We start from the raw sequence: 23,890 nt of genomic DNA, 5'->3' as shown, positions 1-23,890 counted from the left end.
ATCCGGGGTATGTCGTGTCATGGCCGACTCAGGCGCGTGACCTCGCCAGGGCGGCCCCGGCCTCCCGGCCGAAGTGGACCGTGTCCGTGAGCGCCGCACCGGGGTCCCCACGCTCGGCGGCCGCGAGGTCACGGAGCGACACGGCGGCGGCGAAGCCGTCCGTCGCGGCCTCGATCGCGCCGGCGACGAGCGCCACCGGACGGCCCGCGGCGAGCGCGCGGACGGTCGCGGGGACCTTGCCGGCCGCGGACTGGAGGTCGAAGCGACCCTCTCCGGTGATGACGAGGTCCGCGTCCGCGACGGCGTCGGCGAGGCCGAGGGCCGATGCGACCGCTGGTGCCCCGGGTGTGATGTGCGCACCCCAGGCGAGGAGCCCGAACCCGGCACCACCGGCTGCGCCGGCACCGGGGCTCGCCGGGTCGATGTCCGGGAACCGGGCCGCCCACCGTGCGAGACGTCCCTCCGCGGCGATGACCTCCCCGGGCTCGACGAGGCCTTTCTGGGGACCGAAGACGGCGGCGGCCCCGGTCGGGCCGAGGAGCGGCGAGTCGACGTCGCCGAGGACCTGCACGCCGCGCGGGGGCAGCGCACGGAGGTGGGACCGGTCGACGCCGCCGACCGTGTCGAGCGCCACCGACCCGGTCGCCCCGGCGCCGGAGGTCGTGCGGAGTCCGAGTGCCCGCAGCAGCCCGAGTCCGCCGTCCGTCGACGCGCTCCCGCCGATGCCGAGCACCAGCCCGTCGACCCCATGGTCCAGCGCGGCGGCGACCGCCTGCCCGAACCCGATCGTGTGCGCGGTGCCCGGGCGGAGCGGGTCGAGCAGCGTGATGCCGCTCGTCGACGCGAGTTCGACGACCCCGCGTCCGTCGCGGAGTCGGAGCCAGCTCGTCGCGACGGTGCGATCGTCCGGGCCGCGGACCTCCACGGGGATGCGGGCGGCGTCCGGGTACGCGGTGGCGAAGGCGTCCAGCGTGCCCTCGCCGCCGTCGGCCATCGGCACGCGGACCACGGAGTCGTGCGGACGTACCGACGTCCACCCGTCGGCGATCGCGGTGGCGATGACGGCCGCCGTGGCCGTGCCCTTGAACGAGTCGGGTGCGACGACGACGCGCATCAGTTGATGCAGCTGCCGTCGGTGCCGTACGACTCGCCCGGCTTGGACACCGTCGACGTGGGCTGCGACGGCGCGGTCCCGGCGCCGGCCGCGGACCCGGCCGTCGGGGCTCCGGAGGCACCGGGCGCGCTCGGGGCCGGGACGCGCACGCCATCCGTTCCGAGCAGCAGCGTGACTGAGTCGACCGTCGCCGTCTGCACCGGGCTCGACCCGGGGACCGCGGCGACGACCGCCTTGGCCTGCGCCTCCATGCCTGCCGGGTACTCGACGACCGTCCCCGTGGCGGCGCTGCTCGATCCCGGCGTCCCGCCGACGAACCCGAGTGCGGTCAGCGCCGTCGTCGCGGCGGTCGCGGCGCCCGTGACCCCACTGGCGTTCAGCACGCGGACGGTGACCTCCCCGCGGTTCGCGGCGGTCGCGTCGGCGTAGGCCGGGGGCGGTCCGACGAGGCTCTGCAGGAACGCCGGCATGCTCGCGGTGTCCACGATGTCGACGGAGAGTCCGCCGATCGTGCCGAAGGTCACCGGGATCGTCGCCGACCGGATGTTGGCCGGCCGGAGGGTGCGGAGCTGCGCGGCGAGGTGGACGAGGTCCAGGTCCTCGTCCGTCGTCAGTGAGCTGCCCACCGCGTCGAGGACCTTGGTGAACCTGACCGGGTTGAGCAGGGTGCCGGCCGACACGATCTGCTTCGCCTCCTGTGTCAGGAAGTACTGCTGCCGGGCGGTGCGGTCGATGTCGCCGTTCGGCAGACCGTGCCGCTGACGGACGAACGACACCGCCTGCTGCGGGTTGAGGTCCTGTGGTCCGGCCGGCAGGTCGATGCCGGAGTAGTGGTCCTCGACGGCATGGTTGAGGCACACGTGCACGGGTCCGAGCACCTGCACGATCCGGTAGAACTTGATGAGCGACACCTGCACGTAGTGGTCGATCGTCAAGCCGGTGAGTGTCTGGACGGTCTGGGTGAGCAGTTGCGCTCCCCCACTGTCGCCGCCCCCGGCCGCCCCGAGCGAGAACGCACTGTTGATCTTGCCCTTGCCATGTCCGGGGATGTCGACCCAGGAGTCGCGCGGGAGCGACACCATGGTGGCGTCCTCCCCGTCGGCGTCGACGTGCAGCACGATGATCGTGTCGGTGTTGCGTCCGCCGCCGTCGGACTCGGTGCTGAGCTGCGCGAGTTCCTCGGGGGTCGCGTCCGCTGGTCGTTCGTCGTCCCCGACGAGCAGGATGTTCATCGCCCGTCCGTCGACGTCCTCCGCGCCCGTCCCGGACGGCTTCGAGAGGGCGTCGATCCGGGACACGCCGGACGTGAAGCGGGTGTAGCTGTAGGCCGAGTAGCCGCCGACGAGTGCGACGACCGCGACGAGCACGCCGGCGATCACGGGGAGGACGACCCGGGTGTGCGCGCGCCTGGCGTGGCGGGGGGCGTACTGCATGCAGACACCGTAGACGACGTGGTGCGCACCGGGGCCTCGGAACGAGGCTCCCTCTGCCGACCACGTCACGGACGGTTCATGGCCTGCTTCGTTCACGCGCAGGGTCAGAACAGCAGTTGGACTGCCCGTAGGGGTCGTAGGAATAGGTGGTCTGGGCGGCGCCGTTGTTGGGGACGAGGCCGATGTGGTGACGCCGGTCGAGTCGGTTGGGGTGGATTCCCCTCGCGGTCGCGTCCCTGCCCGAGATCCCCGTGAACCCCGCTCAAGAAAGCACTCCCACAGTTCCGAGGGTGACGGCGGATATCAGGATGATCCAGAACACACCCGCGGAGAGCCCTCGAATCCGATGGCTTCGACGTCTCTGACGCAACGCGCTGTTTCCGTCGATGAGTACGAGCATCAGGCCGGCGTATATGAAAGTGAACTTCACCTGAAAGCACCCCCGCCAGTACAGAAATGCCATCCGACACGGAAATGGATCGTTCGATCGCGGCGGCTGTTCCCATGTTCCCGATGTTGACTTCGCCTGCAACTGGAATCGCGTCCGGCGGCGGTGAAAACGCGGCGTAGGTCCCGGTTGCCGCACCGGCCATGGTGTCAGCCGTCGCTACCGCTATCCGAGTGGATGACGGGTCTCTCCGGTCACTACCTTTTGGTTTCATGGCGCTGCCGCTGATCGAGAACGAGAAAACCAAGCGCGACAGTCAGTGGAACTGTTGGGAGGTACAGAACCTCGTACCCAAGAGCAATGAAGAGCACAATCACCATCGCGACCGATGCGGCCACAACTACCATGAACGTAACTCGAATGCCGGTAGGAAATTGCCGGCCACCACGACCAGGCAAGAACCCGGTTGCGGTCCCGACGCCGCGAATGCCGCGGCGCCCCATCAGCAACAACAGGCGAAGTGGGGGAGCGGGCCTCGTCGTACGTCACCTCGGGCCATAGTGTTGAGGTTTCCGGTGTCGACCCAGGCGGGTCGAACGTGTGTGGTGACGTCGTCATCTGGCTCCGGGTCTGCTGATGGGCGATGTCAGCGTATGCGATAGTGAGCACTCCTCTGCGCCGCCCCGAATGTGACGAGGCGTAACGTCCGGCAGCGAGTGACCCTCGAACTCCTTTAGGAGGCTGGCGCCGGGAGGCCGTCTCGGCGCCACGGCATCACCGAAACGATCTTCTGGGTCTACTGTTGCGCCTTCGGCGCTTGCGACCCGATCACGGCGTGGTGGTGGGTCGTCGGTGTGGTCTGGCTTCCGTTGGGTCGCGTTGACCGTGATCGCTTTCTCGGACTACCGACACGGTCGAGGCCGCTACGTCGGTCGATACCGCGTCTCCGATGGCCCCTGAACAGGGGGGTGTCTTCCTGAACATTTTCCAACACTCTTAGTCCACTGCCACGCCTGAGTGGCCCGAACAGGGGGAGTGGCATGCGCCATCAGATGACCATGTCAGTGACGCGGTGGGCGTCCCGGAGCCTGATTATTGCCATCGCGGTGATCGCGGCACTCCTTGCGGCGCTCCTGACAGCACCGGGCGCGCGGGCACTGAACGACACTGGTGACGGTGGCGTGTACGTGCCAACATCCGGCCGAATCCTCGAGACACGAAACGGGACGGGTGGCTTCTCCACACCGTTCCCGGCCGGGACGTGGCGGACGGTCAGGGTCGCAGGGCTCGCCGGTGTTCCGGCATCGGGTGCAGGCGCGGTTTCGATGGTGATCACTGCGGCAGCTCCGACTGGTCTCGGACAGCTCGTCGGCCGGCCGGACAGCAACACAGCGTCCACGCTGCTGCTTACTTACGCCGGCGGCAACCTCGGGACCACGTCGAACACTGCCGTTCTCGCTGTTGGAGCGGACGGCACGATCCAGCTGCAGGCGAACCAGCAGACCGACCTCATCATCGACGTGCAGGGGTACTACACCTCCAACGCCGGCGGCACCGCAGCTGGCGGGTTCGTCCCCCTGCCCGGCAAGCAGATCGTCGACACACGCTCCGGTCAGGGCGCACCCAAGAGCCCCCTCTCGCCGGGACAGTCCTTCACCGTGCAGGTCACCGGCAGCAACGGCATCCCTGCAGGTGCGTCAGCACTGGCGGCGAATTACGACGTCATCAATAAGGGCACGAACCAAGGCTTTATCACCCCCTACGCCACCGGAACCACCCGCCCGGCGACGTCGCTCAACTACCCGGGCGTGCAAAACAGCTCCACATCGATGAGCGCGCAAGTCGCACTCAGTAGCGACGGGAAGCTCACCGTCTACAACGCATCCGGCGCAGCATCCACGATCGATGTGATCGTCGTCATCCAGGGGTACTTCACCGCGACCGGCGCGGGGGCAGCATTCACACCGGCAACGGGTCGGGTTTACGACACCCGGACGGCAAAGACGACAGTCGCCTCCAATGGAGCTCTCAGCATCCCGGTTGCTGGGAAGGGCGGCGCACCCGTGATGGGATCCGGGCTGCAGGCCGTCGCGGTCACTCTCACGGCGATCCACGCCGCCAACTCCGACGGTTGGGCAGGGGTCTGGGCAGACGGCACCACCGAACCCAACCCACTAACCTCGATCAACTACACCCCGAACTCGATCCGCAGCAACACCGTCACCGTGCAAGTCGGCGCGAACGGTGCGATCAAGATCCGCAATAACAGCGCCGACCCCACCGACTTCGTCATCGACCTCCAAGGGTGGTATAGCAATCCGCTTGCGCCAGTTCTCAGCTGCCCCGCACCATATGCAGCCGGTTCCTGGATTAGGACCGTTCCCTCTGACGACATTCCGTGCAGTCTGTCAACCACGGCGACGGACAGTCGTGATGACTCAAACGTTACCGTCACCGTCGACGGCGACATGCGCGCTCCCGTAAGTCGATCTGACTCGCAAGCTACAACTGCCACCGTCAACGTCGACGGCGATGCAGGGGCGCACGTTATCACTGCATCGCAGCGGAACCCTGACGGAACGACTTCGGATGTCACCTATGCCTTCGGCATTGGCGACTGGGCATCGGCAACAATCACCCCGTTCCTTCCAGACGGCGCTTCCACTTCGACGACGCCGACACTTGGAGTCGAAGCTCTATCCGACCGCATCCCAACGGATGCCACGGTCGACTTCACGATCTTCGATGCAAATGGCGTTCAGATCGCTGACTCAGGCACGACAAGTCTCTCGTGGCCCGTCCCATCCGGGTCATTGCAGATCAGTTCGGATTACACGTGGTCCGCCACTGTTACGGCACCAAGCGGCGGCGACGTGACTGCATCCACAGTGCTGACGCCACGCTGGAGCTTCGACACCGGCGGCGTGATCACCACGCCAAACGCTGAGACTGAAAACGGTGACAGCGCTAACCAGCCCAACAATGGAACGCCCGCTACTACGACCATTACAATCGATGGAACATCGAATGCGAGCAACGGTGGCGCGTTACGGGCAGCATCTAGCACGAGTTATCACGTCGTTTGCACAATGTCTACCGAGAACGTTCATCAGTCCAAAAAGGTTGGACCGACTGAGTTCAAGACTCGCGTTGGGTGCGTCGGCTCCGGCTTGTCATCGGTGATGGTTAGAGTCCGAGGCGGCATATACTTCTACCCAGCCGCATCAAAAACCACCGTTCCCGGGAAGCAGCAGATACGTGCGAGTTCCGATCAGACGAGAGCCGTCACCGTTCGTCTAAACAAACCACTGCAAGAGACCTTCTACACCCCACGTGTTGGTGAGAGCGCCGGGCACGGAACCGGATTCTGGATCGGTACCGCAACAGCGGTAGCAACCGCGCCAACGCAGTCCGCAATTGGCGTATCCAGTAAGCAAGTTTTTGCTTCATTTAACTAGAATCGATGAACCTTGAAAATCGACGTAGTTGACCCACGCATGTATACTTTCGAGCAAGACAGCGTAGTTTTTGTGGTGACCTTGTTTCGAGCAGAGTCAATCGATCTCCACGTTTTCGATCTACCGCATTGGCAATCAACATCATGGAACACTGAAACATATCGCCTCCAAAACACGGATATCGCCGCAGTGCAGCGGTGGATCAGTGCACAAATGAAGTTGGACGCTACTGCCCTGGCGAGTATCTCCGCCGAGGTCGAACGTGAGTTAGACATTGGGTTGAATTCAGGCCTCCTCAACCTTCATGGAACCAATCTGAACGCGTTGAATGCAAATTCAACGCCAGCAGTTCGATCTATGATCGATTCCAGGAACGTTGCGCGCTCTCACGTCAAAAATTTATGACCAGAGATCGCCGCAACGCTGGCCGTTCAATTTGATGAGCGTAACAATCAACGTTATCGAAGAATGCTGAAAAAAGTTAGACGTGTCATCCGCTATAGCATTGCTGCCACGCTGACCGGCCATGCCGCGTCGGTACAGATCGCCACTGACACGGAGCGGGTTCGGGTGGCCTCCGGTCCGTCGGACTGCCGGAGGTCAGCCCGCGGCTGGGAGATGTGGCATTTGTTCCCGCCAAGTCACGCAAGCACCCAGACCGACTCGATGACGAGCCCGGCACAGATGACGGCCCAGGCTCAGGCCCACCCGCGAGATTTTCTTTGTGGTGGGGCGAGCCCCTCCAGCGCGAGCGGAAGTGCAAGCTGATCCAAGACTCACTGCGGCGTGCTCTGCTCTAGGCTGCCCGGCCGAGCCGCGTGCATAGCGTTCCCGTATCGCTCGAGGCGGCGCCAGCGCCCGGTGTCTTGGTACGCGATGCATGCGGCGCCGGAGCTCGAGACCAGGAGCGCGAGGAAGGCGATGAAATCGCCCGTAGCGTCACTCGCCCTCGGACGGATCGCTGGATGCCGCTCTTGCATCCTCGGTCGATTCACGGAGCGCTTGAGTGAGCTCAGCTTCCGTCGGAAGGGCGGCCTGCACGGATGGCGGCAGCAAATCGTAGCTCGCGACGCCGATCCGGGTCTGGTGTGCGCCGAGGGTGTAGCGGGCGACGGCGTCATTCTTGTCTGCGACCAGCAGTAGGCCGACCGTGTCAGTGTGCTGGGGTGCGGAGCTTGTCGCCATCAGAGGCGAGGAAGTCCAGCGCGTACGGGTCTTTCGTGACCTGCCGCGCCGGATCCGAGTCCCCCGGCGGGAGCACCTCGGCGGAGTTCGTCGGCACCGTCTGCGGGCGCGTGTGCGCGTCGGCGCGGATCTGATGCTCGAGCACGTTCCGCGACCATCCGTGCGCGGCCGTCCGGCTGGCGTAGCAGTCGCGGAGTTCGTGGTCATTGAGCCGGTCGAGGAGGACAGTGATGTGCCCCCAGGGCAGTTGTCCAACGGGCTGTTGGACAACTGCGTCCGCCGGCCACTCCCCCGCGAACCGGCGCGTGTAGAACAGGTTCGCCCGCGAGAGCCCCTTCATGTCAGGGAGCTCCGCCCCAGGCAGATGCTGACCACAACTCGCGTCGCGCCCAGCTCTCACTCGGGTTGTGATCCCGACCCTTCGAGACATCTCATCGACGAGCCTCACACGGAACGTGCCCACCAGTCGCGAGCCCGGAGGCCACGGCTGGTGGGCATGCCCCGGCAGAGGCCGGCAAGGGCCGAGAGCCCGCGGCCGCCGGACTAGGCCGGCAGCTGCAGGACCTGGCCCGCGTAGATCAGGTTCGCGTCGAGCACGGTGCTGCGGTTGGCTGCCTGGAGCTCCTGGTAGCCACCGCGCACCCCGAGCTTCGTGGCGATCGCACCGAGCGTGTCACCGGACACGACCGTGTAGGTCTGGCCGCTGGTCGGGATGGCCGCCGCCGGGGCCGGAGCTGCCGGACGGGTCGCCGGGGCCGGAGTCGCCTGTCGGGCCGCCGGAGCGGGAGCCGCCTGGCGCGTGGTCGGGACGGAGGCGGTGGGCTGCGCCGCGCCGCTCGCACCGACCTTCGCCGAGCAGGTCGGCCATGCGCGCCACCCCTGCGCGGCGAGGACCCGTTCGGCGACGGCGATCTGCGTCGACTTGCTCGCCTGCGACGCCGAACCGGTGCCGCCGTACGCCGCCCAGGTGGACGGCGAGAACTGCAGGCCACCGGAGTAGCCGTTCCCGGTGTTGATCGCCCAGTTGCCGCCGCTCTCGCACTGCGCGACTGCGTCCCAGGTCGACTCGGGTGCTGCGCTGGCGGGAGCCGCCGTGAGACCGACACCCGCTGCTGCGATGCCGGCGAACGCGAGCCCACCGAGGATGGTCCGCGTACGAGTCTGCTTCTTCATGTGATGATCCCTTGTTCCGTCGAGGCCGCTGGCGTCGTCGAAGCGACACGGACTGCCCGCCTCGTACCGGTCGCGGTCGAGGTACGGTCCCCGCCGCGGGGCAGTGTCGCGCGCGAGCGGGGCCGGTGGTGCCGAACCGCCAGAGCGGCGGTGCACCGTCCTCCCGCACCCGAGACGGGGGCTGCCGGGAGGAACGGGGATGACCATAAGCAACGCCTGCACCTGCCGCAACCGCGACCGTCCGGTCTACCCGCCGGCGGCCGGGCGGCTGCCGCGAACCTGTACGGGCCGATGCCCATGGGCGAGGCGAAGCACCCCCCGTTCGGGGGTCGACATCACAGTCCGCTGTGAACCGCGGGCCAGGACGGACGGGAGGCACGTGGCGGCGCCGCCACGTGCCTCCCGTCCGTCTGTCCAGCGATCAGGGGAGCGTCACTTCCAGATGGACACCCAGTCGACGTCGACGTGGCCGCTGCTGCTCTGCGGAACGGGTCCGAGGATCGCGGTCTCCGCCTGCAGCGCGACCCGCATCGGGCTGCGCGGTACGGCACGTGTCGTCTGGGACACGAGCGTGTCGTCCCAGTAGAAGCGGACGATGCCGTTGTCCCACTCGGTGGTCGCGACGTGGTAGCTCGTGGTGTCGGTGGACGTGTGCTTCTCGACCGAGTGGTCGAACTGGAGCATCCCGTTCACCATCGAACCCGGGATGCCGGAGGCGGGGCGGGGCGTCTCGCCGAGGTCGCCCTCCGGCCAGTCGATCTCGCCCTTGTTCCAGTCGTCGCGGTCCGGCCAGAGCATGCCGACGAACTTGTAGCCGGTCGTGTCCGTGGTCTTGTACCGGACGGAGACCCGGCCGGTCGTCATCGTGGACCACCCGGCGGGCATGACGGTCGCTCCGAGCGGCTGCCCGTTCTCCGAGTGCACCCAGTAGTCCAGGTTCCCGTTCTTGACGCTGAGCACCTTGTTCGGGGCGTAGATCCCCCGTCCGCTGGTGTCGTGTTCGCCGTTGTAGGCGGTCAGCGCGGGGTACTTCTGCAGCACCGAACCCAGTGGGGCGGCGGTGTTGAAGTCCTCGCGGTAGCTCTGGTGCCACGTGCGGCCGTTCGACCGGACGTCGCCGACCGGCATCGAGCTCGACACGGCGGATGCCGGCGAGGGCGGTTGCGCGATGCCGATCGCGAGTGCTCCGGCGGCGATGAGGGCGAGGGGTAGTGCGATGGTCTTGGTGGTCATGCCTGACGTTCCTCCCTGGTCTCCGCGGATGGGAACCAACCGCGGACCGAGGAACCATAACCCGTCCCGTGGCCCTCGAACAGGGGCCTGTCCAGGTCCGTCGACGGACGTCGGACGACCGCGGGGGGACGGACCGATCGGTCCGTCCCCCCGCGTTCCGGCGCTCGGCGAGCCGCTCAGGACTCGGTGTCCACCAGCCCGTCGAGGAACTTCAGGTCCTCGGCCGAGATCGTGAAGTCGACGTCCGCGTTCTCCGCGATGCGTGACGGGGTCGTCGTCTTCGGCAGCGGGAGGACGTCCTTCTCGAGCAGGTAGCGGATGCAGAGCTGCGCGACCGACTTGTCGTACTTGTCGGCGATGCCCTTGACGTCGGCGTTGTCGAGGATCGCGCCGGTGGCGAGCGGCGAGTAGCCCTCGACGAGGATGTCGTGCTCCTGGCAGTACGCCGTCGTCTCGTCCTGGGTGAACCCGACGAACCAGCGGATCTGGTTGACGTGCGGGGTCACCGTCGCGGTCTCCATGAGTGACTCGATGTCGGCGACGTCGAAGTTCGAGATGCCGATCGACCGCGCGCGACCCGAGGCGTGGATCTCCTCGAGCGCCTTCCACGCCGCCTGGTTGCCCTCGCGGTGGTCGGAGTGCATGTCGGACCAGGGCCACGGAGCGTGGATGAGGTACAGGTCGACGTGGTCGAGCTCGAGCGCGGCCATCGTCGTCTCGAAGCTCGCGAGCGCCTCGTCGTGGTCCTTGACCTCGGCCGGGAGCTTCGTGGTCACGAAGATCTCGTCGCGGGGGATGCCGCTGTCACGGATCGCGCGGCCGACGCTGGCCTCGTTGCCGTAAGCACGGGCGGTGTCGATGTGGCGGTAGCCGACGCGGAGCGCCTCGGCGACTGAGTCGTACGCCTCGTCGCCGTCGGGGATCTGCCAGGTGCCGAACCCGATCTTCGGGATCTCGACGCCGTTGGAGAGGCGGAAGGTGTCAGTGAGGGCGGGCATGCGGAGGTCTCCTTGCGTGGTGGAGGGGGTCGGTACGGCGGACCGGTGGGGTCCGCCGCCGACGCTACGCCGCCGCGGTGCAGGGACGCCCGCTACGGTGGGTGGCACCTCCACCGGATCAGGTTGGAGGTACGGGGGCGGCCGGCACACGTTCGGGTCGTGGACCGGCCGCACCCGGCTCACGAGTACCGTCGGGTCCCATGACCACCATCGCCATCATCGGTGCCGGCCAGGACCTCGGCCTGACCGTCGCCCGCCGCTTCGGCCACGAGGGCTTCTCCGTCGCCCTCGTCAGCCGCAACCAGGACCGTCTCGACGCCCTCGCCACGACGCTGCGGGACGAGGGCGTCGAGGCGGAGGGCTTCGCCGCGAACGTCCGCGATCCCGCATCCCTCGAGCACGCACTCGTCACGGCGTCGGAGCGGCTCGGACTCGTCGAGGTCCTGCAGTACAGCCCCCTACCGGCCAAGGAGTACATGCGGCCGGTGCTCGAGACAACGGCGGCGGACCTCGTCGGCCCGGTCGAGTTCTCGGTGTACGGCCCCGTCACCGCCGCACGACAGGTGATCCCGGGGATGCGCGCGATCGGCCACGGCACCATCCTGTTCGTGAACGGCGCGAGTGCGGTCCGTCCGCGCGACCGGGTCACCGGGACATCCATCGCGTTCGCGGGCGAGAGCGCGTACGCCGAGTTGCTGCACGAGGCACTCGCGCCGGAGGACATCCACGTCGGCCAGTTGATCATCCCCCGCGGCATCGGCGGCGGGGAGCCGTCGCACGAGCCGGACGTGCTCGCCGAGACCCTCTGGCGGATGCACACCGAACGCGGCGAGTTCCGGGTGTACGCAGCGGACCTCGACGACCCGGCCTGAGCCTCCACTCGCCCGCCCCCCGTCGGAACGATATCGTCGGCAGATGGAACTGCGGTTCTCCGGGGTGGTCTGGTGGTGGCGCGGTCCGGCGCCGTTCCACTTCGTGACGGTGCCGGCCGCGGAGAGCGCCGACCTCGCAACGATCGCGCCGCTCGTCAGCTACGGGTGGGGCATGGTGCCGGTGACGGTCCGGATCGGGGGGACCTCGGCGACGACGGCGCTGTGGCCGAAGGACGGCGGGTACGTCGTCCCGGTGAAGAAGGCGCTGCAGGACGCCGAGGGCATCGAGCTCGGTGACGTCGTCGACGTGACGCTCGAGGTCGGCCCGGTCCGGCCCGCGCCGTGAACGGTCAGCTCCAGACCCGGACGACGTTCCAGGCGTCGCCGTCGCGCACGACGTCCACGACGAGGACCGCGCCGTCGTCCGCGGAGGCCTGGAAGCGCCAGCCGAACGTCCGCTCGGGTGCGTGCGTCAGCGGTGCCGGCAGGTAGTCCGGCGTACCGGTGAGCCTCGTGGGCTGGTCGGTCACCCGCCACCGGCGCCCCTGCCACACCATGCGCGAGGGCTCGCCCTCCGCCCACCAGACGGTCACCGCTTCCGACGCGATCATCATCCCTGCTCCTCGTCGCCGTTCGAACACATGTTCGAATGGTACGTCAGGATCGGGTCGACCACCACACCGGGATCAGCGCGCGCCGCCCTCCGCGAGCCACGCGAGCCGGCGCAGCGCCTCCCAGTTCCGGAACTGGACGAGCGCGGACATCACCCCGGCCGGGACGTACTTGCCGGGCCCGGAAACGGGGTGCTCCACCATCCTGACGACGCACCCCCGCCGGTGCGGCTGGACGTCGATGACGACACGGGCCTCGCCGAGCGGCCAACCGCCCGCGCGGAACTCCGCGTGCCGGGGCGCGTCGAACGCGACCACCGTCGTGACGTCGTCGAGGACCAACGGCCAGACGCCGAACGAGTGGTGGATGCGTGCGTCGACCGCAGGCCAACGGCCCTCCACCCGGCGGATCCTGGACGCACCGACGACCCAGCTCGGGAACAGCCACCCGTCGGCGAGCACGGCGAAGACGGCGTCCGGGGACGCCCGGACGATGCGATGACGCGTGAACACGGCCCCTCCTCTCAGTGTGTGCCGGCCGGTGCGGCGGCGGCGGTCATGGGGGCATCGACCGACAGGTCCGGCAGGTCGAGGCCGAGCTCGTGCCGGAGCGCGCTCCGCGCGGCGTACGCCCCGCCGAGTCCGTGCACGCTCGGTCCGGGCGTCGTGGAGGCGGATCCCAGGTAGACGCCCGGGATCGGCGTGCGCCACGGATCCGCCGAGAACGTGGGTCTGGCGATCAGCTGCAGCACGCTCGGCGCACCCGTCGCGATGTCGCCCCCGACGTAGTTCGGGTCGTGGCGTTCGAGCTCCGTCGCGGTCCGGGAGGTCGACGCGAGGATGGTGTCGCGGAACCCGGGGGCGTACCGCTCGATCGCGCGGGTGATGGTCTCGGTCTGGTCGACGGTGCTCCCGTGCGGCACGTGCGAGTAGGCCCAGAGCGCCGCCTGGCCTGCCGGTGCGCGCGTCGGGTCGACGACGCCCTGCTGCACCACCAGGACGAACGGGTCGTCGGCATGCCGTCCGCGCGCGACCGCCCGCTCGGCGGCCTGCACCTCGGCCCGTGTGCCACCGAGGTGCACCGTCGGGGACCGGCGCACGGCCTCGTTCGTCCACGGCACCGGCTGCGAGAGGGCGAAGTCCACCTTGGATGCGGCATTCCCGTACCGGAACCGCCGGAGGGCGCGCCGGTAGGCCGGCGGGAACGCGTCGCCGCTGATGTCCGCGAGCGCCCGGGCGCTGACGTCGAGCACGACGATCCGGGCGTGACGCACCTCGTCGAGGGAGCGGACGTCGACGCCGGTCTCGATGCGCCCGCCGTGTGCGACCACGTCGGCGGCCATCGCGTCGGCGATGCGTTGGCTGCCGCCCTCCGGGACCGGCCACCCGCGGGCGTGGGCGTGGACGGCGAGCGCGAGGCCGGCGGCCGCCGCGGACAGGGTCGGCATCGGTCGGATCGCGTGCGCCATGACGCCCGCGATCATGGCCGGCGCCTCGTCCGAGGACCACCGGGCGTTCCACCAGGGCAGACCCTGGTCGAGCATCGCCATCCCGAACGACGCCGCCGTGTACGGGTGGTCCGGGACGCGCAACAGCGGCGACATCGAGAACGCCGCGAGTTCGTCGTCGCGGTCCACGAGCCCGCCGAGCAGACGCCGGAAGGCCGGCCCGTCGGCACCGAGTCCTGCGACGGTCTCCGCCAGCGAGCGGTGCGCGATCCCCGCACGACCGCCGTCGAGCGGGTGCGCGTAGCTGATGTCCGGCGTGATCATCCGGATCCGGCGGTCGAGCTGGAACCGGCGGAAGAACCCGGACACCGCCCCCATCGGGTGCACCGCCGAGCAGACGTCGTGATGGAACCCCGGGAGTGTCAGCTCCTGCGTCCGCGCGCCGCCGCCGATCGTGTCGGACCGTTCCAGCACCCGGACCGCGAGCCCGGCCCGGGCCAGGACGACCGCGGCCGCGAGTCCGTTCGGGCCGGCGCCGACGACGATCGCGTCGTCCCTCGACGGGGCCACCTCAGCCACGCTCCCACGGCGCAGGGCACGCATCGACGATCCCGACGACGGTCTCCGACGGCACGGCTCCTCCTCCACCCGGGGCAGGGACACCGGGACGTTCCACGGTAGTCCCCGCACCGCGTGGACGATGGTCAGAGACCGACGCTGCCCTGCGAGATCCCGCCGTCGATCGTGACGGTCGTGCTCGTCATGTACGAGGCCTTGCCGGACGCCAGGAACACCACGACGTCCGCGATGTCCTTCGGCTCGGCGAGTCGACCGAGCGGGATCGCCGCGTCGAGCTGCTTGAGCTTGTGCGCGTCGGACGTCGTCGCGGTGTTGATCGGGGTGTCGACGGCGCCCGGCGCGATGTTGACGATGCGGACTCCGTGCGGGCCGAGCTCGACGCCGCCGCTCCGCGCGAGCATCCGCATGCCGCCCTTCGAGATGCAGTACGCCAGGTTGCCGGGCATCGGCCAGTCCTCGTGGACGCTCGAGATGTTGAGGACGAGGCCGCCCTCGCCCTGTGCGATGAACTGCTTCGCCGCGTGCTGCGTGGCGAAGAAGGCGCTCTTCATGTTGACGGCCATGACCTTGTCGTAGCCCTCCTCGGTCTCCTCGAGCAGCGACTTGCGGTCCTCCATGCCGGCGTTGTTCACCAGGACGTCGAGCCGCCCGAAGGTGTCGACCGCGGTCTGGACCATCTTCTGCAGGTCGGCGGCACTGGTGATGTCCGCGTCGACGCCGACCGCCTTGCCGCCCGCGTCCTCGATCTTCGCGATCAGGGCGTCGGTGGCGTCGGCGTGCGCGACGTAGTCGATGACGATGTTCGCGCCCTCGGACGCTGCGGCGAGGCAGATCTGCTCGCCGATGCCACTGTTGCCGCCGGTCACGACGATCGTCTTGCCGTCGAGGAGCATGGGGGTTCCTTCCGTCGCGCCCTGGGACGGTGCGCGGGCCGGGTGGCCGCGACCGCAGGGACTCCTCGATGATCCACCCGGGGTCCTGTACGGGTGCGAAGCATCGGGCGTGCTGCCGGGGCGGCCAGGCACCGGGCGACGTCGCCGGGCGGTGACATCGTTGGCACTACCATCGGAGCATGGCGTCTCCCGGGTCCCCGACCAATGACGGTCCGCGCCGCCGGCCGCGCCTGCAGGACATCGCGGAGGCCACCGGGGTGAGCATCAAGACCGCGTCGCGAGCGATCCGCGGCGAGGGCCCGGTCCGCGACGACACGCGCGCGCGGATCATCGCCGAGGCCGACCGGCTCGGGTTCCAGCTGAACGACATCGCCGCGGGACTGCGTCGGAAGGACCAGTCCATGGCGACCGTCGGGGTGACCCTCGGCGACTTCGCGAACCCGTTCTTCGCACCGATGCTCCGCGGGATCCACGGTGTCGCCGCGCAGCACCAGCACCTGGTCCTGTCCGGGGACGCCCAGAACGACGCCGAGCTCGAGCACTCCGTGATCCGGCAGTTCTTCGCGCACCGGGTCGCCGGGCTGATCGTCGCGCCACTCGGCGCCGACCTCGGCTACCTCGCGGACGAGGCGTCCTACGGTGCCGCGATCGTGTTCGTCGACTCGCCCCCGCCGGGACTCGACGGCCTGCTCGATGCGGTGACCACGACGAACGAGGCGACCACGCGGGACGGCATCGCGATGCTCCTCGCCCGCGGCCACCGGCGCATCGGGTACCTCGGACACCCTCGGTCCGGGAGCGGGGCACTCGAGCGGTGGCACGGCTACCGGGCGGCGCTCGAGTCCGCCGGACTCGACGTCGACCAGGACCTCGTCCGCGACGGCCTCGTCACCGACGCCGACGCGACGGCGGCCGCGGACTCGATGCTCGCGATCGCGGACCCGCCGACGGCGGTCTTCACCGACAACAACCGTCTCTGCACGGGGCTGCTGCTCTCCGACGGCTACGCGGCGAGCCGGGTGGACGTCCTCAGCTTCGACGACTTCCCGCTCGCACCGAAGTTCGGCGTCAGCGTCATCGACAGCGACCCGTACGAGGTCGGTCGGGTCGGCGCGCAGCTGCTCTTCGACCGCCTCGCCGACCGAGCCCGTCCCGCGCAACGCGCGGTCGTCCCGGCCACCCTCCGAGTCCGCCAGCCCGTCTGACCGCGACGGACCGGTGACGGGAGGCGCGGATCCTGGCCGACCCGCGCCTCCCGTCCGTCGGACGGTCCGGTCGGTCAGTCCACGAGACGCAACCACGCGTCGGCGAGCGCCGCGTGCCCGGCCGGTGTCGGGTGGACGCCGTCGGCGGCCCAGTACTCCGGACCGGTCGTGGCGGCGAGCTGCGCGAACATCCCGTCGGCGGCGAGGAGGTGCGCCCCGTACTTCCGCGCGAGCTCCCGGACCACCTGGATCTTCGGGTCGAGGTCCTCGCGCTGGACTCGCTGGCCGTCGTTCACCGGCAGCAGGAACGGCTCGATCAGGAGCAGCTGCGCGCCGCGTTCCGCGAGCGGGGCGAGCAAACGGTCGATCCCCGCACCGAAGTCGGCGGCCGGGATCTCGTAGCCGTCCTCGGCGTAGTCCTTCCACCCGACGTCGTTCGCGCCGATGAGCAGGGAGACGACGTCCGGACGGGTGTCCAGGACGTCGTGCTCCCAGCGGGGTTCGAGGTCCATCACCTTGTTCCCGGAGATCCCGGAGTTCAACCAGGTGATCCGACGTCCCGGGTGTCGGAAGCCGAACTCGCCGGCGACCCGGAGCGGGTACCCGAAGCCGAGTCCCTGCTCGCTCTCGAGCCGCTGGCAGTCGGTGATGGAGTCCCCCGCGAACATCACGGTGCTGTCCGGGGTGAGGGTGATCGTCATGCGTGGTCCTCTCGGTCGTCCGGCGTGGAGGTGGCCACGCCGATGGTGGTGTCGCTCTGGCCGTGGTACGCGAACCACGATCCGCGGTGGAACACGAGCCCCTCGACGAAGGTGACGTCGTCGACGAGTCCGTGACGGTCCTCCTCGGTGGTCGGCGCGACGGGGTTGCGTGCCGAGGGGACGAAGGGCCCGAAGGGGTGGTCGACGCGCGGGAGCGTGCTGGGGTCGATGCTCATCCCATCAACCTCCGGATCCCGTCCGCGGTGTCCGCGACCCCCTGCTCGACCGACCCGTGTCCGGAGAGCATCGGGTTCCACTGGGTGGTCACGATGTCGGTGGCGTTCGTCGCCCACGGGTCCAGGAACGCGGTGATGAACTTGTCCTTCGCCGCGAGCTCGTACTTCGCCGTGGCGGCGATGCTCGTCGAGGCAGGGTCGCCCGCAGCGGTCAGGCCCGCGTAGTACCCCTCCGTGCCGGGCATGTAGGCGATCGGGGCCACGGGCACGGCGCGCATCGCGTCGTTGAAGCCGGTGGACTCCAGGTACGAGATCGCCTTCCACGTCGCGTCCGGGTGCTGGAGGGTCGAGGGCGAGCAGATGCCGTTCGTCTCGATCGGCTGCACGTCCTCGGTCGTCCCCACCGGCCACGGGGCGTACCCCCAGTCGAACTTCGGCTTGTTCGGCGCGATGAACTGCTGGACGAACTGTCCGGCGAACATGAGCGGGATGGCCCCGTTCGAGAACGCGGCGGGGGCGTTCGTCGCGTCGTAGTCCGGGTTCGTCATCTCACCCCTCGCGATCGCGTCCCGGAAGCGCTCCGCGCCGGCATCGAACGTCGCGTCGGTGGCGACCGAGGTCGCGTGCACGAAGTCGTCGACGAAGGGCTTGCCGCCGTTCGCCACCGAGTAGGCCGACACGCCCTGCGGACTGTCGAGGAGGGGCCACTGGGTCACGAGCGGTGTGGTCCCGGGGTCGGCTGCCTTGAGCTTCTCCATCGCGGAGAAGAGGTCGTCCCACGTCCATCCCGGCGCGGGGACGGGGATGCCGTCCTTGCGGAACGTGTCGGCGTCGTAGAAGAACCCGTACGTGTTCGCGAGGGTCGGGATGCCGGCGATGCGGCCCTTCGGCGTCGTCCAGGATGCGAGCGCACCCGGCGAGAACGACGATTCCTGGAGCCCGTCACCCGCGCGGAGCTTCGACGTCCAGTCGTGGAGCAGCCCCTCGTCGGCGAGGTTCTGCGCCTCGGCCGTCGTGCACCAGAAGAAGTCCGGGGCCTTCCGCGCGATCATCAGGCTCGCGAGCTTCTGGGCGTAGTCCGCGTTCGGTGAGTCGCTCCGCTCCACCCTGATGCCCGACTCCTTGGTGAACTCCGCCATCGTCTTGTCGAAGGCGGCGTTCGTCGGGATGGACTCCCAGGTCATGTACGTCACCGCCGCCGGGTCGGAGGCGGAGCCCGGCGTACTGCACCCGGTCAGCCCGAGCGCGCCCACCGCGAGGGCGGCGAGAGCGGCGATCCAGCGGGTCCGCACGACCCGTGTGGTGTTCCGTCGTCCGGTCATTTCGAGATCGTCCCCAGCGAGCCGATGCCCTCCATGAAGTACCGCTGCGCGAGGAAGAAGAGCGCGAGCGGCGGCAGCATGAACAGCAGGTTGGTCGCCATGTAGTAGTTGTACTGAGACCCCGCGGTGTCGCTGAGGAAGGACGCCATGCCGAGCGAGAGGGTGAACTTCGACGACGTCGTCAGGTACACGAGCGGGTTGAGGTAGTCGTTCCACGCGAGCTGGAACGACATGATCGCGACCGTGATCCACACCGGTTTCGTGATCGGCAGCATGATCTTCGTGAAGATCGTCCAGTGTCCGGCGCCGTCGATGAGCGCCGATTCGTCGATGTAGCGCGGGATCGACTGGTAGTACTGCCGGGCGAGGAACACGAAGATCGGACTGCCGAAGAACGCGGGCAGCACGAGGGGCACCCAGGTGTCGATGAGGCCGAGCGAGATGTACAGGTGCTGCAACGGGATCAGGCCGACGATGCCCGGCACGAACAGGCTCCCGGAGATGAGTGCGAACCAGAGTCTGCGCCCGGGGAACTCGATGCGTGAGATCCCGTACCCGACGATCATCGAGCTCGCGACGGCGCCGAACGTCGAGATCACGGTCACGATCACGGTGTTCATCAGCAGCCGGTAGAAGTGGATCTGCGCCGGACCGGTGACGAAGTTGCCGACGTCGAACTCCTTGGGCAGGAAGGTCGGTGGCAGCTGGTTGATGTCGCCGTTCGACTTGAGCGCGATGCTGATCATCCACACGAGCGGGACGAGCATCGTCACGGCGAGGAGCCCACAGAGCACGTACCAGGCGATGCGCGACAGGAGCAGCGGGACGCGCTGGTTCAGCGGGACGTGCCGCGATGCCGGGATGTCGTCGACGGTGGACCGCACCACCGTCGGACGGTCCGTGACGGCGCTCATGCCTCACCGCCGGCGGAGAAGCGCCCGCGGGTGAGTCGGAGCATCACGAGCGTGACGACCATCACGATCACGAACAGCACCCACACCTCGGCCGTCGCGTACCCGAGCTGCGGCGAGGAGATGAAGTTCGCGAAGCCGTCCGTGTAGATCTTGTACATGAACAGGTTCGTCGACACCCCCGGGCCGCCCTTCGTCAGGATCGCGACCTGGTTGAAGGTCTGGAACGCGGCGTTCAGCTGCAACACGAGCTGGAGCAGCAGGATCGGGCCGATCATCGGCAGCGTGATCCGGAAGAACCGCCGGACCGCGCCGGCGCCGTCGACCTTCGCCGCCTCGATGAGCTCGACGGGCACCGCCTGGAGGCCGGCGAGGAAGATGATCATCGTCCCGCCGACCCCCCAGACGCCGACGATCAGGATCGACGCGAGGGCCACCTTGGAGTCGCCGAGCCACATGCTCGTCGGCAGGTGCAGGAACCGGAGCACCTCGTTCGCGAGGCCGTACGTCGGGTCGTAGATGTACTTCCAGAGCGTCAGGACCGCGACCGCGGGCAGGACCACGGGCAGGTAGAACAGTGTGCGGAACAGCCGCACCCCGCGGAGCGACCGGTTCACGACGACGGCGAGGCCGAGGCCCGCGGCGATCGTCACCGGCACCGAGATGACCACCCAGAGGAGCGTCACCTCGATCGACGGCCAGAACTTGGTGTCCTGCGTGAACATCCGGACGTAGTTCTGCACGCCGATCCACCGGGCGGGGGTCAGCCCGTTCCAGTCGGTGAACGAATGGTAGAGCGACGTCACCATCGGGTAGCCGACGAAGAGCACCAGACCGATGATCGCGGGCAGGATGAACAGGTAGCCGACGACGGTGTCGTGCCGCCGTCGTCCCGTTCGACGTGGCGGGGCGTCGCTCCGCCGTCCGATGGACGTCGCGGCCGCCGCCGGTGGGGCGGCCGCTGTGGTGTCGGTCATCCGATCTCCTCCTCGAGCTCGGCGCTCCGGCGGATCCGGAGCGTGATGATCTGGAACGGGCGGAACTCGAGCGTCGCCGAGCGGACGGCGTCCGACAGCGGCGAGCGCTCGCGTTCGAGCAGGTCGACGATCGACGCGCCCGCTGCGTCGACGTCCCAGTGCACGGTGGTGGTGGCACGCGTGCCGAGTGACTCGTAGAGCCGCACGACGAGGTCGCCCGAGCGGTCCTCGGCGAGCTTCACGGTCTCCACGACGACCGCCGTGCCCTCGACGCGGACGACCGGCGCCACGGGCCCGGATCCCGACCGCACCCGGGGCGGCAGGTTCAGGCGGTGGCCGGCGGCGATCGCGTCGCCGACGGACGCGTCGCTCACGAGTCGGTACGCGAACCTGTGTCGTCCCTGGTCCGCGTCCGGGTCCGGGTAGCGGGGCGCCCGGAGCAGGGACAGACGGACGTCGGTCCCCGGCAGGCCGCCGTCGACGCCGTCACGTCGGCGGACGTCGTGCCCGTAGGTCGAGTCGTTCGCGACGGCGACGCCGAACCCCGGCTCGCCGACGTGCACCCAGCGGTGGGCGGCGATCTCGAACTTCGCGGCGTCCCAGGTGGTGTTCTGGTGCGTCGGCCGCTCGACGTGCCCGAACTGGATCTCGGACGTCGAGTGGTCCGTGCGGACGTCGAGGGGGAACGCGACCTTGAGGAACCGTTCCGCCTCGTGCCAGTCGACCTCGGTGACGAAGTCGATCTCGCCCGCACCCAGCCGGAGCGTCGTCCGCTGGACCGACGTCGACCGTCCGAAGGACCGCTGGACGACGACGGTCGCCGAGCCGTCCTCGGTCCGCTCGACCCGGAGGTCGTCGACCTCGTCGAGCACGCGTCCGGTCGCGAGGTAGTGCTCGTCGACGTCCCAGGCGTCGAACGCGTTCGGCAGGTCCTGGTGCAGGACGAGCTCGCCGACGCGGGCGCCGGACGCGACCAGCTCGCGACCGCGGCGGAGGTCGCGGACGCTCACCGCGCCTCCCGTCCGGTCCACCACCACCCGGAGTGCGCCGTTGTCGAGGACGGTGGACCCGCCCTCCTGGCGCACGTCGACGGCCTGGAGGCCCGGGTCGACCCCGACGACCGCCGCACCGAGCGCGGGCACCCCGTCCGTCTCCACCGAGCCGGCGTTGAACGTCAGTGCGGCGTCGCCGGTCCCCGCGAGGACGGTGAGCGCGGCGTCGATGACCGCTCCGAGCTCGTCGCGGACCGCGGCGTACGCCTCGGCGGCCTGCCGGTGCACCCAGCCGATCGACGACCCGGGCAGGATGTCGTGGAACTGGTGCAGCAGCACGGTCTTCCAGAGCCGGTCGAGCGCGTCGTACGGGTAGGGCACGCCGTGCCGGAGCGTCGCCGTCGTGCTCCACAGCTCGGCCTCGCGGAGGAGGTGCTCGCTGCGACGGTTGCCCTGCTTCGTCATGGCCTGCGAGGTGTACGTGCCCCGGTGCCCCTCGAGGTAGAGCTCCCCGACCCAGGTCGGCGCGTTCCGGTACTCGCGCTCGGCGGCCTCGAAGAACGACCGCGGAGTGGCGTGCTCCACGACCGGTGAACCCTCGAGGTCCGCCTGTCGACGTGCTCGCTCCATCATCACGACCGTCGGGCCGCCGCCGCCGTCGCCGTGGCCGAACGGCACGATCGACATCGTCGCGTCACCGTGGTCGCGGAAGTTCGACGACGCGTGCTGCAGCTCGCGCGGCGTGAGCTCGGACAGGTAGCTGTCGACCGGCGGCAGGTGGCTGAACAGCGTCGTGCCGTCGATGCCCTGCCAGCGGAACGTGTGGTGCGGGAACCGGTCCGTCGGGTCGCCCCAGGACAGCTTCTGGGTGAGGAACCAGCGGTAGCCGGCGAGCGCCGCGATCTGCGGGAGCGCGGCGGTGTACCCGAAGGAGTCCGGCAACCAGACCTCCTCCGGCTCGTACCCGAACTTCTCGGCGAAGTACCGCTTGCCGTGCACCATCTGGCGGACGAGCGCCTCGCCGCCGGGGAGGTTCGTGTCGGACTCCACCCACATGCCGCCCGCCGGGATCCACTGCCCCCGGGCGACCGCGGCGGTGATCCGGGCGAACAGGTCGGGGTGCGCACGCTCGATCCAGGCGTACTGCTGGGCCTGGGAACAGGCGAACCGGAACTCCGGGTAGCGGTCCATCAGGTCGAGCACGTTGGCGAACGTCCGCGTGCACTTGCGGACGGTCTCGCGGGTCGGCCAGAGCCAGGCGGAGTCGATGTGCGCGTGGCCGATCGCCGCGAGCCGGTGGGCGCTCGCGTCGGCGCGTGCGGCGAGCTCCGGGGCGAGGACGGCCCGGGCGGCCGCGGCCGTGCCGCGGACGTCGTCGAGGTCGAGGGCGTCGCACGCCAGGTCGAGGGCCCGGAGGAGGCGTACCCGCCGGGGTCGGTCGGCGGGCAGCTCCTCCGCCCAGCCGAGGAGGACCTCGAGGTCGATCTCGAGGGCCTGCGTCTCCGGGTCGAGCACCGCCAGGTCGGCACGGACGAGCTCGTACAGCGGCGGACCGTCCGGAGCGATCCCGTCGCCGAGGTGCGTCGGCCGGAACTGCGCCGCGGCGACGTCCGGGTTCGCAGCGGCCTCGACCCAGAGCTCCACGTCGATGTCGTCGGTGGCGAGCGGCACCCACCGGGACCGCGGGTGGATGCCCTTGACGATGCTGCCGTCGGCCCGGTGCACGAGACCTTCGCACTGGAACCCCGGACCGGAGTCCGGCTCGAAGCCGATGTCGACGAGGGCGACGAGCGTCGGTCCGGCCGCGCCGAGGCGGTCACGCGCGGTCTCGGCGGCGGCGAGCTCGTCCCGCCACGCCGCGGGGACGCTCCCGGTCAGGTGCAGCCAGCTCGTGGTCCACGCCGGTCCCCACGCGTCGCCGACGACTGCCGGACGGAACGCGTCGGTCGGAGCCGTCGCCGTGGCGAACGGCTCGGGCTCGCCGGGCAGGTCACGGATCGTCATCGCGAGCGGGCTCGTCACCACCTCGACGGCGGGGCGGATGCGCTCCCGGAGGACACGCGCGGCTCGGTCGATCACGCGCTGGGGGTCGCTGTGCATCGTCGTCACGGCTCCTCGTCGAGTCGGGGTGCGGTCGGTGGTCCCGGCCTGGAAAGCATCA

The 23,890-nt window shown here is 69.2% G+C and carries 20 protein-coding genes; 4 read left to right on the top strand and 16 right to left on the bottom strand.

What is annotated here, in order from left to right; genetic code table 11:
• Positions 1 to 28: 28 nt before the first annotated feature.
• Together ACO0E0_RS04100 and ACO0E0_RS04095 are read right to left on the bottom strand one after the other, a co-directional pair.
• A complete protein-coding gene (locus ACO0E0_RS04100; protein ID WP_422870129.1) occupies positions 29 to 1,114 on the bottom strand; it encodes a glycerate kinase in 1,086 nt (361 codons plus the stop codon).
• Positions 1,114 to 2,547, bottom strand: a complete 1,434-nt coding sequence (locus ACO0E0_RS04095; protein ID WP_422870128.1) for an LCP family protein — start codon at positions 2,545 to 2,547, stop codon at positions 1,114 to 1,116. Before ACO0E0_RS04095 ends, ACO0E0_RS04100 begins: the two co-directional genes overlap by 1 nt.
• A gap of 1,428 nt (positions 2,548 to 3,975) precedes the next feature.
• Between ACO0E0_RS04095 and ACO0E0_RS04090 the strand changes: the two genes are divergently transcribed.
• Positions 3,976 to 6,393 carry a hypothetical protein gene (locus ACO0E0_RS04090; protein WP_422870127.1) on the top strand — a complete coding sequence of 806 codons (2,418 nt, stop codon included), beginning with the start codon at positions 3,976 to 3,978 and terminating at the stop codon, positions 6,391 to 6,393.
• A 1,153-nt stretch (positions 6,394 to 7,546) separates the two neighbouring features.
• On the opposite strand, the gene ACO0E0_RS04085 is transcribed toward ACO0E0_RS04090, so the two are convergent.
• The 4 genes from ACO0E0_RS04085 to ACO0E0_RS04070 all read right to left on the bottom strand — a co-directional run bounded on the left by ACO0E0_RS04085 (position 7,547) and on the right by ACO0E0_RS04070 (position 10,982).
• A complete protein-coding gene (locus ACO0E0_RS04085; protein ID WP_422870126.1) occupies positions 7,547 to 7,918 on the bottom strand; it encodes a DUF1016 N-terminal domain-containing protein in 372 nt (123 codons plus the stop codon).
• A gap of 203 nt (positions 7,919 to 8,121) precedes the next feature.
• Positions 8,122 to 8,751: a transglycosylase family protein gene (locus ACO0E0_RS04080; RefSeq protein ID WP_422870125.1), complete on the bottom strand. Its 630-nt coding sequence runs from the start codon at positions 8,749 to 8,751 to the stop codon at positions 8,122 to 8,124.
• Between the two features lie 432 nt (positions 8,752 to 9,183).
• The gene (locus ACO0E0_RS04075; RefSeq protein ID WP_422870124.1) at positions 9,184 to 9,984 is read right to left on the bottom strand and encodes a glycoside hydrolase family 16 protein; all 801 of its coding nucleotides are present in this window, start codon (positions 9,982 to 9,984) and stop codon (positions 9,184 to 9,186) included.
• Between the two features lie 176 nt (positions 9,985 to 10,160).
• Positions 10,161 to 10,982: an aldo/keto reductase gene (locus ACO0E0_RS04070; RefSeq protein ID WP_422870123.1), complete on the bottom strand. Its 822-nt coding sequence runs from the start codon at positions 10,980 to 10,982 to the stop codon at positions 10,161 to 10,163.
• Positions 10,983 to 11,182: 200 nt separating this feature from the next.
• Here ACO0E0_RS04070 and ACO0E0_RS04065 point away from each other — a divergent pair, with 200 nt between their 5' ends.
• Together ACO0E0_RS04065 and ACO0E0_RS04060 are read left to right on the top strand one after the other, a co-directional pair.
• Positions 11,183 to 11,854 (top strand): SDR family NAD(P)-dependent oxidoreductase, encoded by a 672-nt coding sequence (locus ACO0E0_RS04065; RefSeq protein WP_422870122.1) that lies wholly within the window; start codon positions 11,183 to 11,185, stop codon positions 11,852 to 11,854.
• 43 nt (positions 11,855 to 11,897) lie between these two features.
• Positions 11,898 to 12,200, top strand: a complete 303-nt coding sequence (locus ACO0E0_RS04060; protein WP_422870121.1) for a DUF1905 domain-containing protein — start codon at positions 11,898 to 11,900, stop codon at positions 12,198 to 12,200.
• Between the two features lie 4 nt (positions 12,201 to 12,204).
• On the opposite strand, the gene ACO0E0_RS04055 is transcribed toward ACO0E0_RS04060, so the two are convergent.
• The 4 genes from ACO0E0_RS04055 to ACO0E0_RS04040 form a co-directional block, all read right to left on the bottom strand.
• Positions 12,205 to 12,468 (bottom strand): hypothetical protein, encoded by a 264-nt coding sequence (locus tag ACO0E0_RS04055; protein WP_422870120.1) that lies wholly within the window; start codon positions 12,466 to 12,468, stop codon positions 12,205 to 12,207.
• A gap of 72 nt (positions 12,469 to 12,540) precedes the next feature.
• Entirely contained in the window at positions 12,541 to 12,978 is a 438-nt protein-coding gene (locus tag ACO0E0_RS04050) for an SRPBCC family protein (protein ID WP_422870119.1), read from the bottom strand.
• A gap of 11 nt (positions 12,979 to 12,989) precedes the next feature.
• Complete coding sequence (locus ACO0E0_RS04045; protein WP_422870118.1) at positions 12,990 to 14,483, bottom strand: phytoene desaturase family protein; 1,494 nt, start codon at positions 14,481 to 14,483, stop codon at positions 12,990 to 12,992.
• Positions 14,484 to 14,617: 134 nt separating this feature from the next.
• Positions 14,618 to 15,385, bottom strand: coding sequence for an SDR family NAD(P)-dependent oxidoreductase (locus tag ACO0E0_RS04040; protein ID WP_422870117.1), 768 nt, complete (start codon positions 15,383 to 15,385; stop codon positions 14,618 to 14,620).
• 179 nt (positions 15,386 to 15,564) lie between these two features.
• Here ACO0E0_RS04040 and ACO0E0_RS04035 point away from each other — a divergent pair, with 179 nt between their 5' ends.
• Entirely contained in the window at positions 15,565 to 16,590 is a 1,026-nt protein-coding gene (locus ACO0E0_RS04035; protein ID WP_422870116.1) for a LacI family DNA-binding transcriptional regulator, read from the top strand.
• 74 nt (positions 16,591 to 16,664) lie between these two features.
• On the opposite strand, the gene ACO0E0_RS04030 is transcribed toward ACO0E0_RS04035, so the two are convergent.
• Genes ACO0E0_RS04030 through ACO0E0_RS04005 form a run of 6 tightly spaced genes read right to left on the bottom strand, consistent with a single transcriptional unit; the run spans position 16,665 to position 23,829 of the window.
• Positions 16,665 to 17,291, bottom strand: coding sequence for an SGNH/GDSL hydrolase family protein (locus ACO0E0_RS04030; RefSeq protein ID WP_422870115.1), 627 nt, complete (start codon positions 17,289 to 17,291; stop codon positions 16,665 to 16,667).
• Positions 17,288 to 17,527: a hypothetical protein gene (locus ACO0E0_RS04025; protein ID WP_422870114.1), complete on the bottom strand. Its 240-nt coding sequence runs from the start codon at positions 17,525 to 17,527 to the stop codon at positions 17,288 to 17,290. The genes ACO0E0_RS04030 and ACO0E0_RS04025 overlap by 4 nt, the downstream gene beginning before the upstream one ends.
• The gene (locus ACO0E0_RS04020; protein ID WP_422870113.1) at positions 17,524 to 18,849 is read right to left on the bottom strand and encodes an ABC transporter substrate-binding protein; all 1,326 of its coding nucleotides are present in this window, start codon (positions 18,847 to 18,849) and stop codon (positions 17,524 to 17,526) included. Before ACO0E0_RS04020 ends, ACO0E0_RS04025 begins: the two co-directional genes overlap by 4 nt.
• Positions 18,846 to 19,763 (bottom strand): carbohydrate ABC transporter permease, encoded by a 918-nt coding sequence (locus tag ACO0E0_RS04015; protein ID WP_422870112.1) that lies wholly within the window; start codon positions 19,761 to 19,763, stop codon positions 18,846 to 18,848. The genes ACO0E0_RS04020 and ACO0E0_RS04015 overlap by 4 nt, the downstream gene beginning before the upstream one ends.
• Positions 19,760 to 20,737, bottom strand: a complete 978-nt coding sequence (locus ACO0E0_RS04010) for a carbohydrate ABC transporter permease (RefSeq protein WP_422870111.1) — start codon at positions 20,735 to 20,737, stop codon at positions 19,760 to 19,762. Before ACO0E0_RS04010 ends, ACO0E0_RS04015 begins: the two co-directional genes overlap by 4 nt.
• Positions 20,734 to 23,829, bottom strand: coding sequence for an alpha-mannosidase (locus ACO0E0_RS04005; protein ID WP_422870110.1), 3,096 nt, complete (start codon positions 23,827 to 23,829; stop codon positions 20,734 to 20,736). The genes ACO0E0_RS04010 and ACO0E0_RS04005 overlap by 4 nt, the downstream gene beginning before the upstream one ends.
• Positions 23,830 to 23,890 lie beyond the last annotated feature (61 nt).

It is taken from the genome of Curtobacterium phyllosphaerae (genome assembly GCF_049341865.1).
Lineage (GTDB): Bacteria > Actinomycetota > Actinomycetes > Actinomycetales > Microbacteriaceae > Curtobacterium > Curtobacterium phyllosphaerae.
Note: the sequence above shows the minus strand (reverse complement) of the source record. Positions and strands in the feature narration are given on the sequence as shown.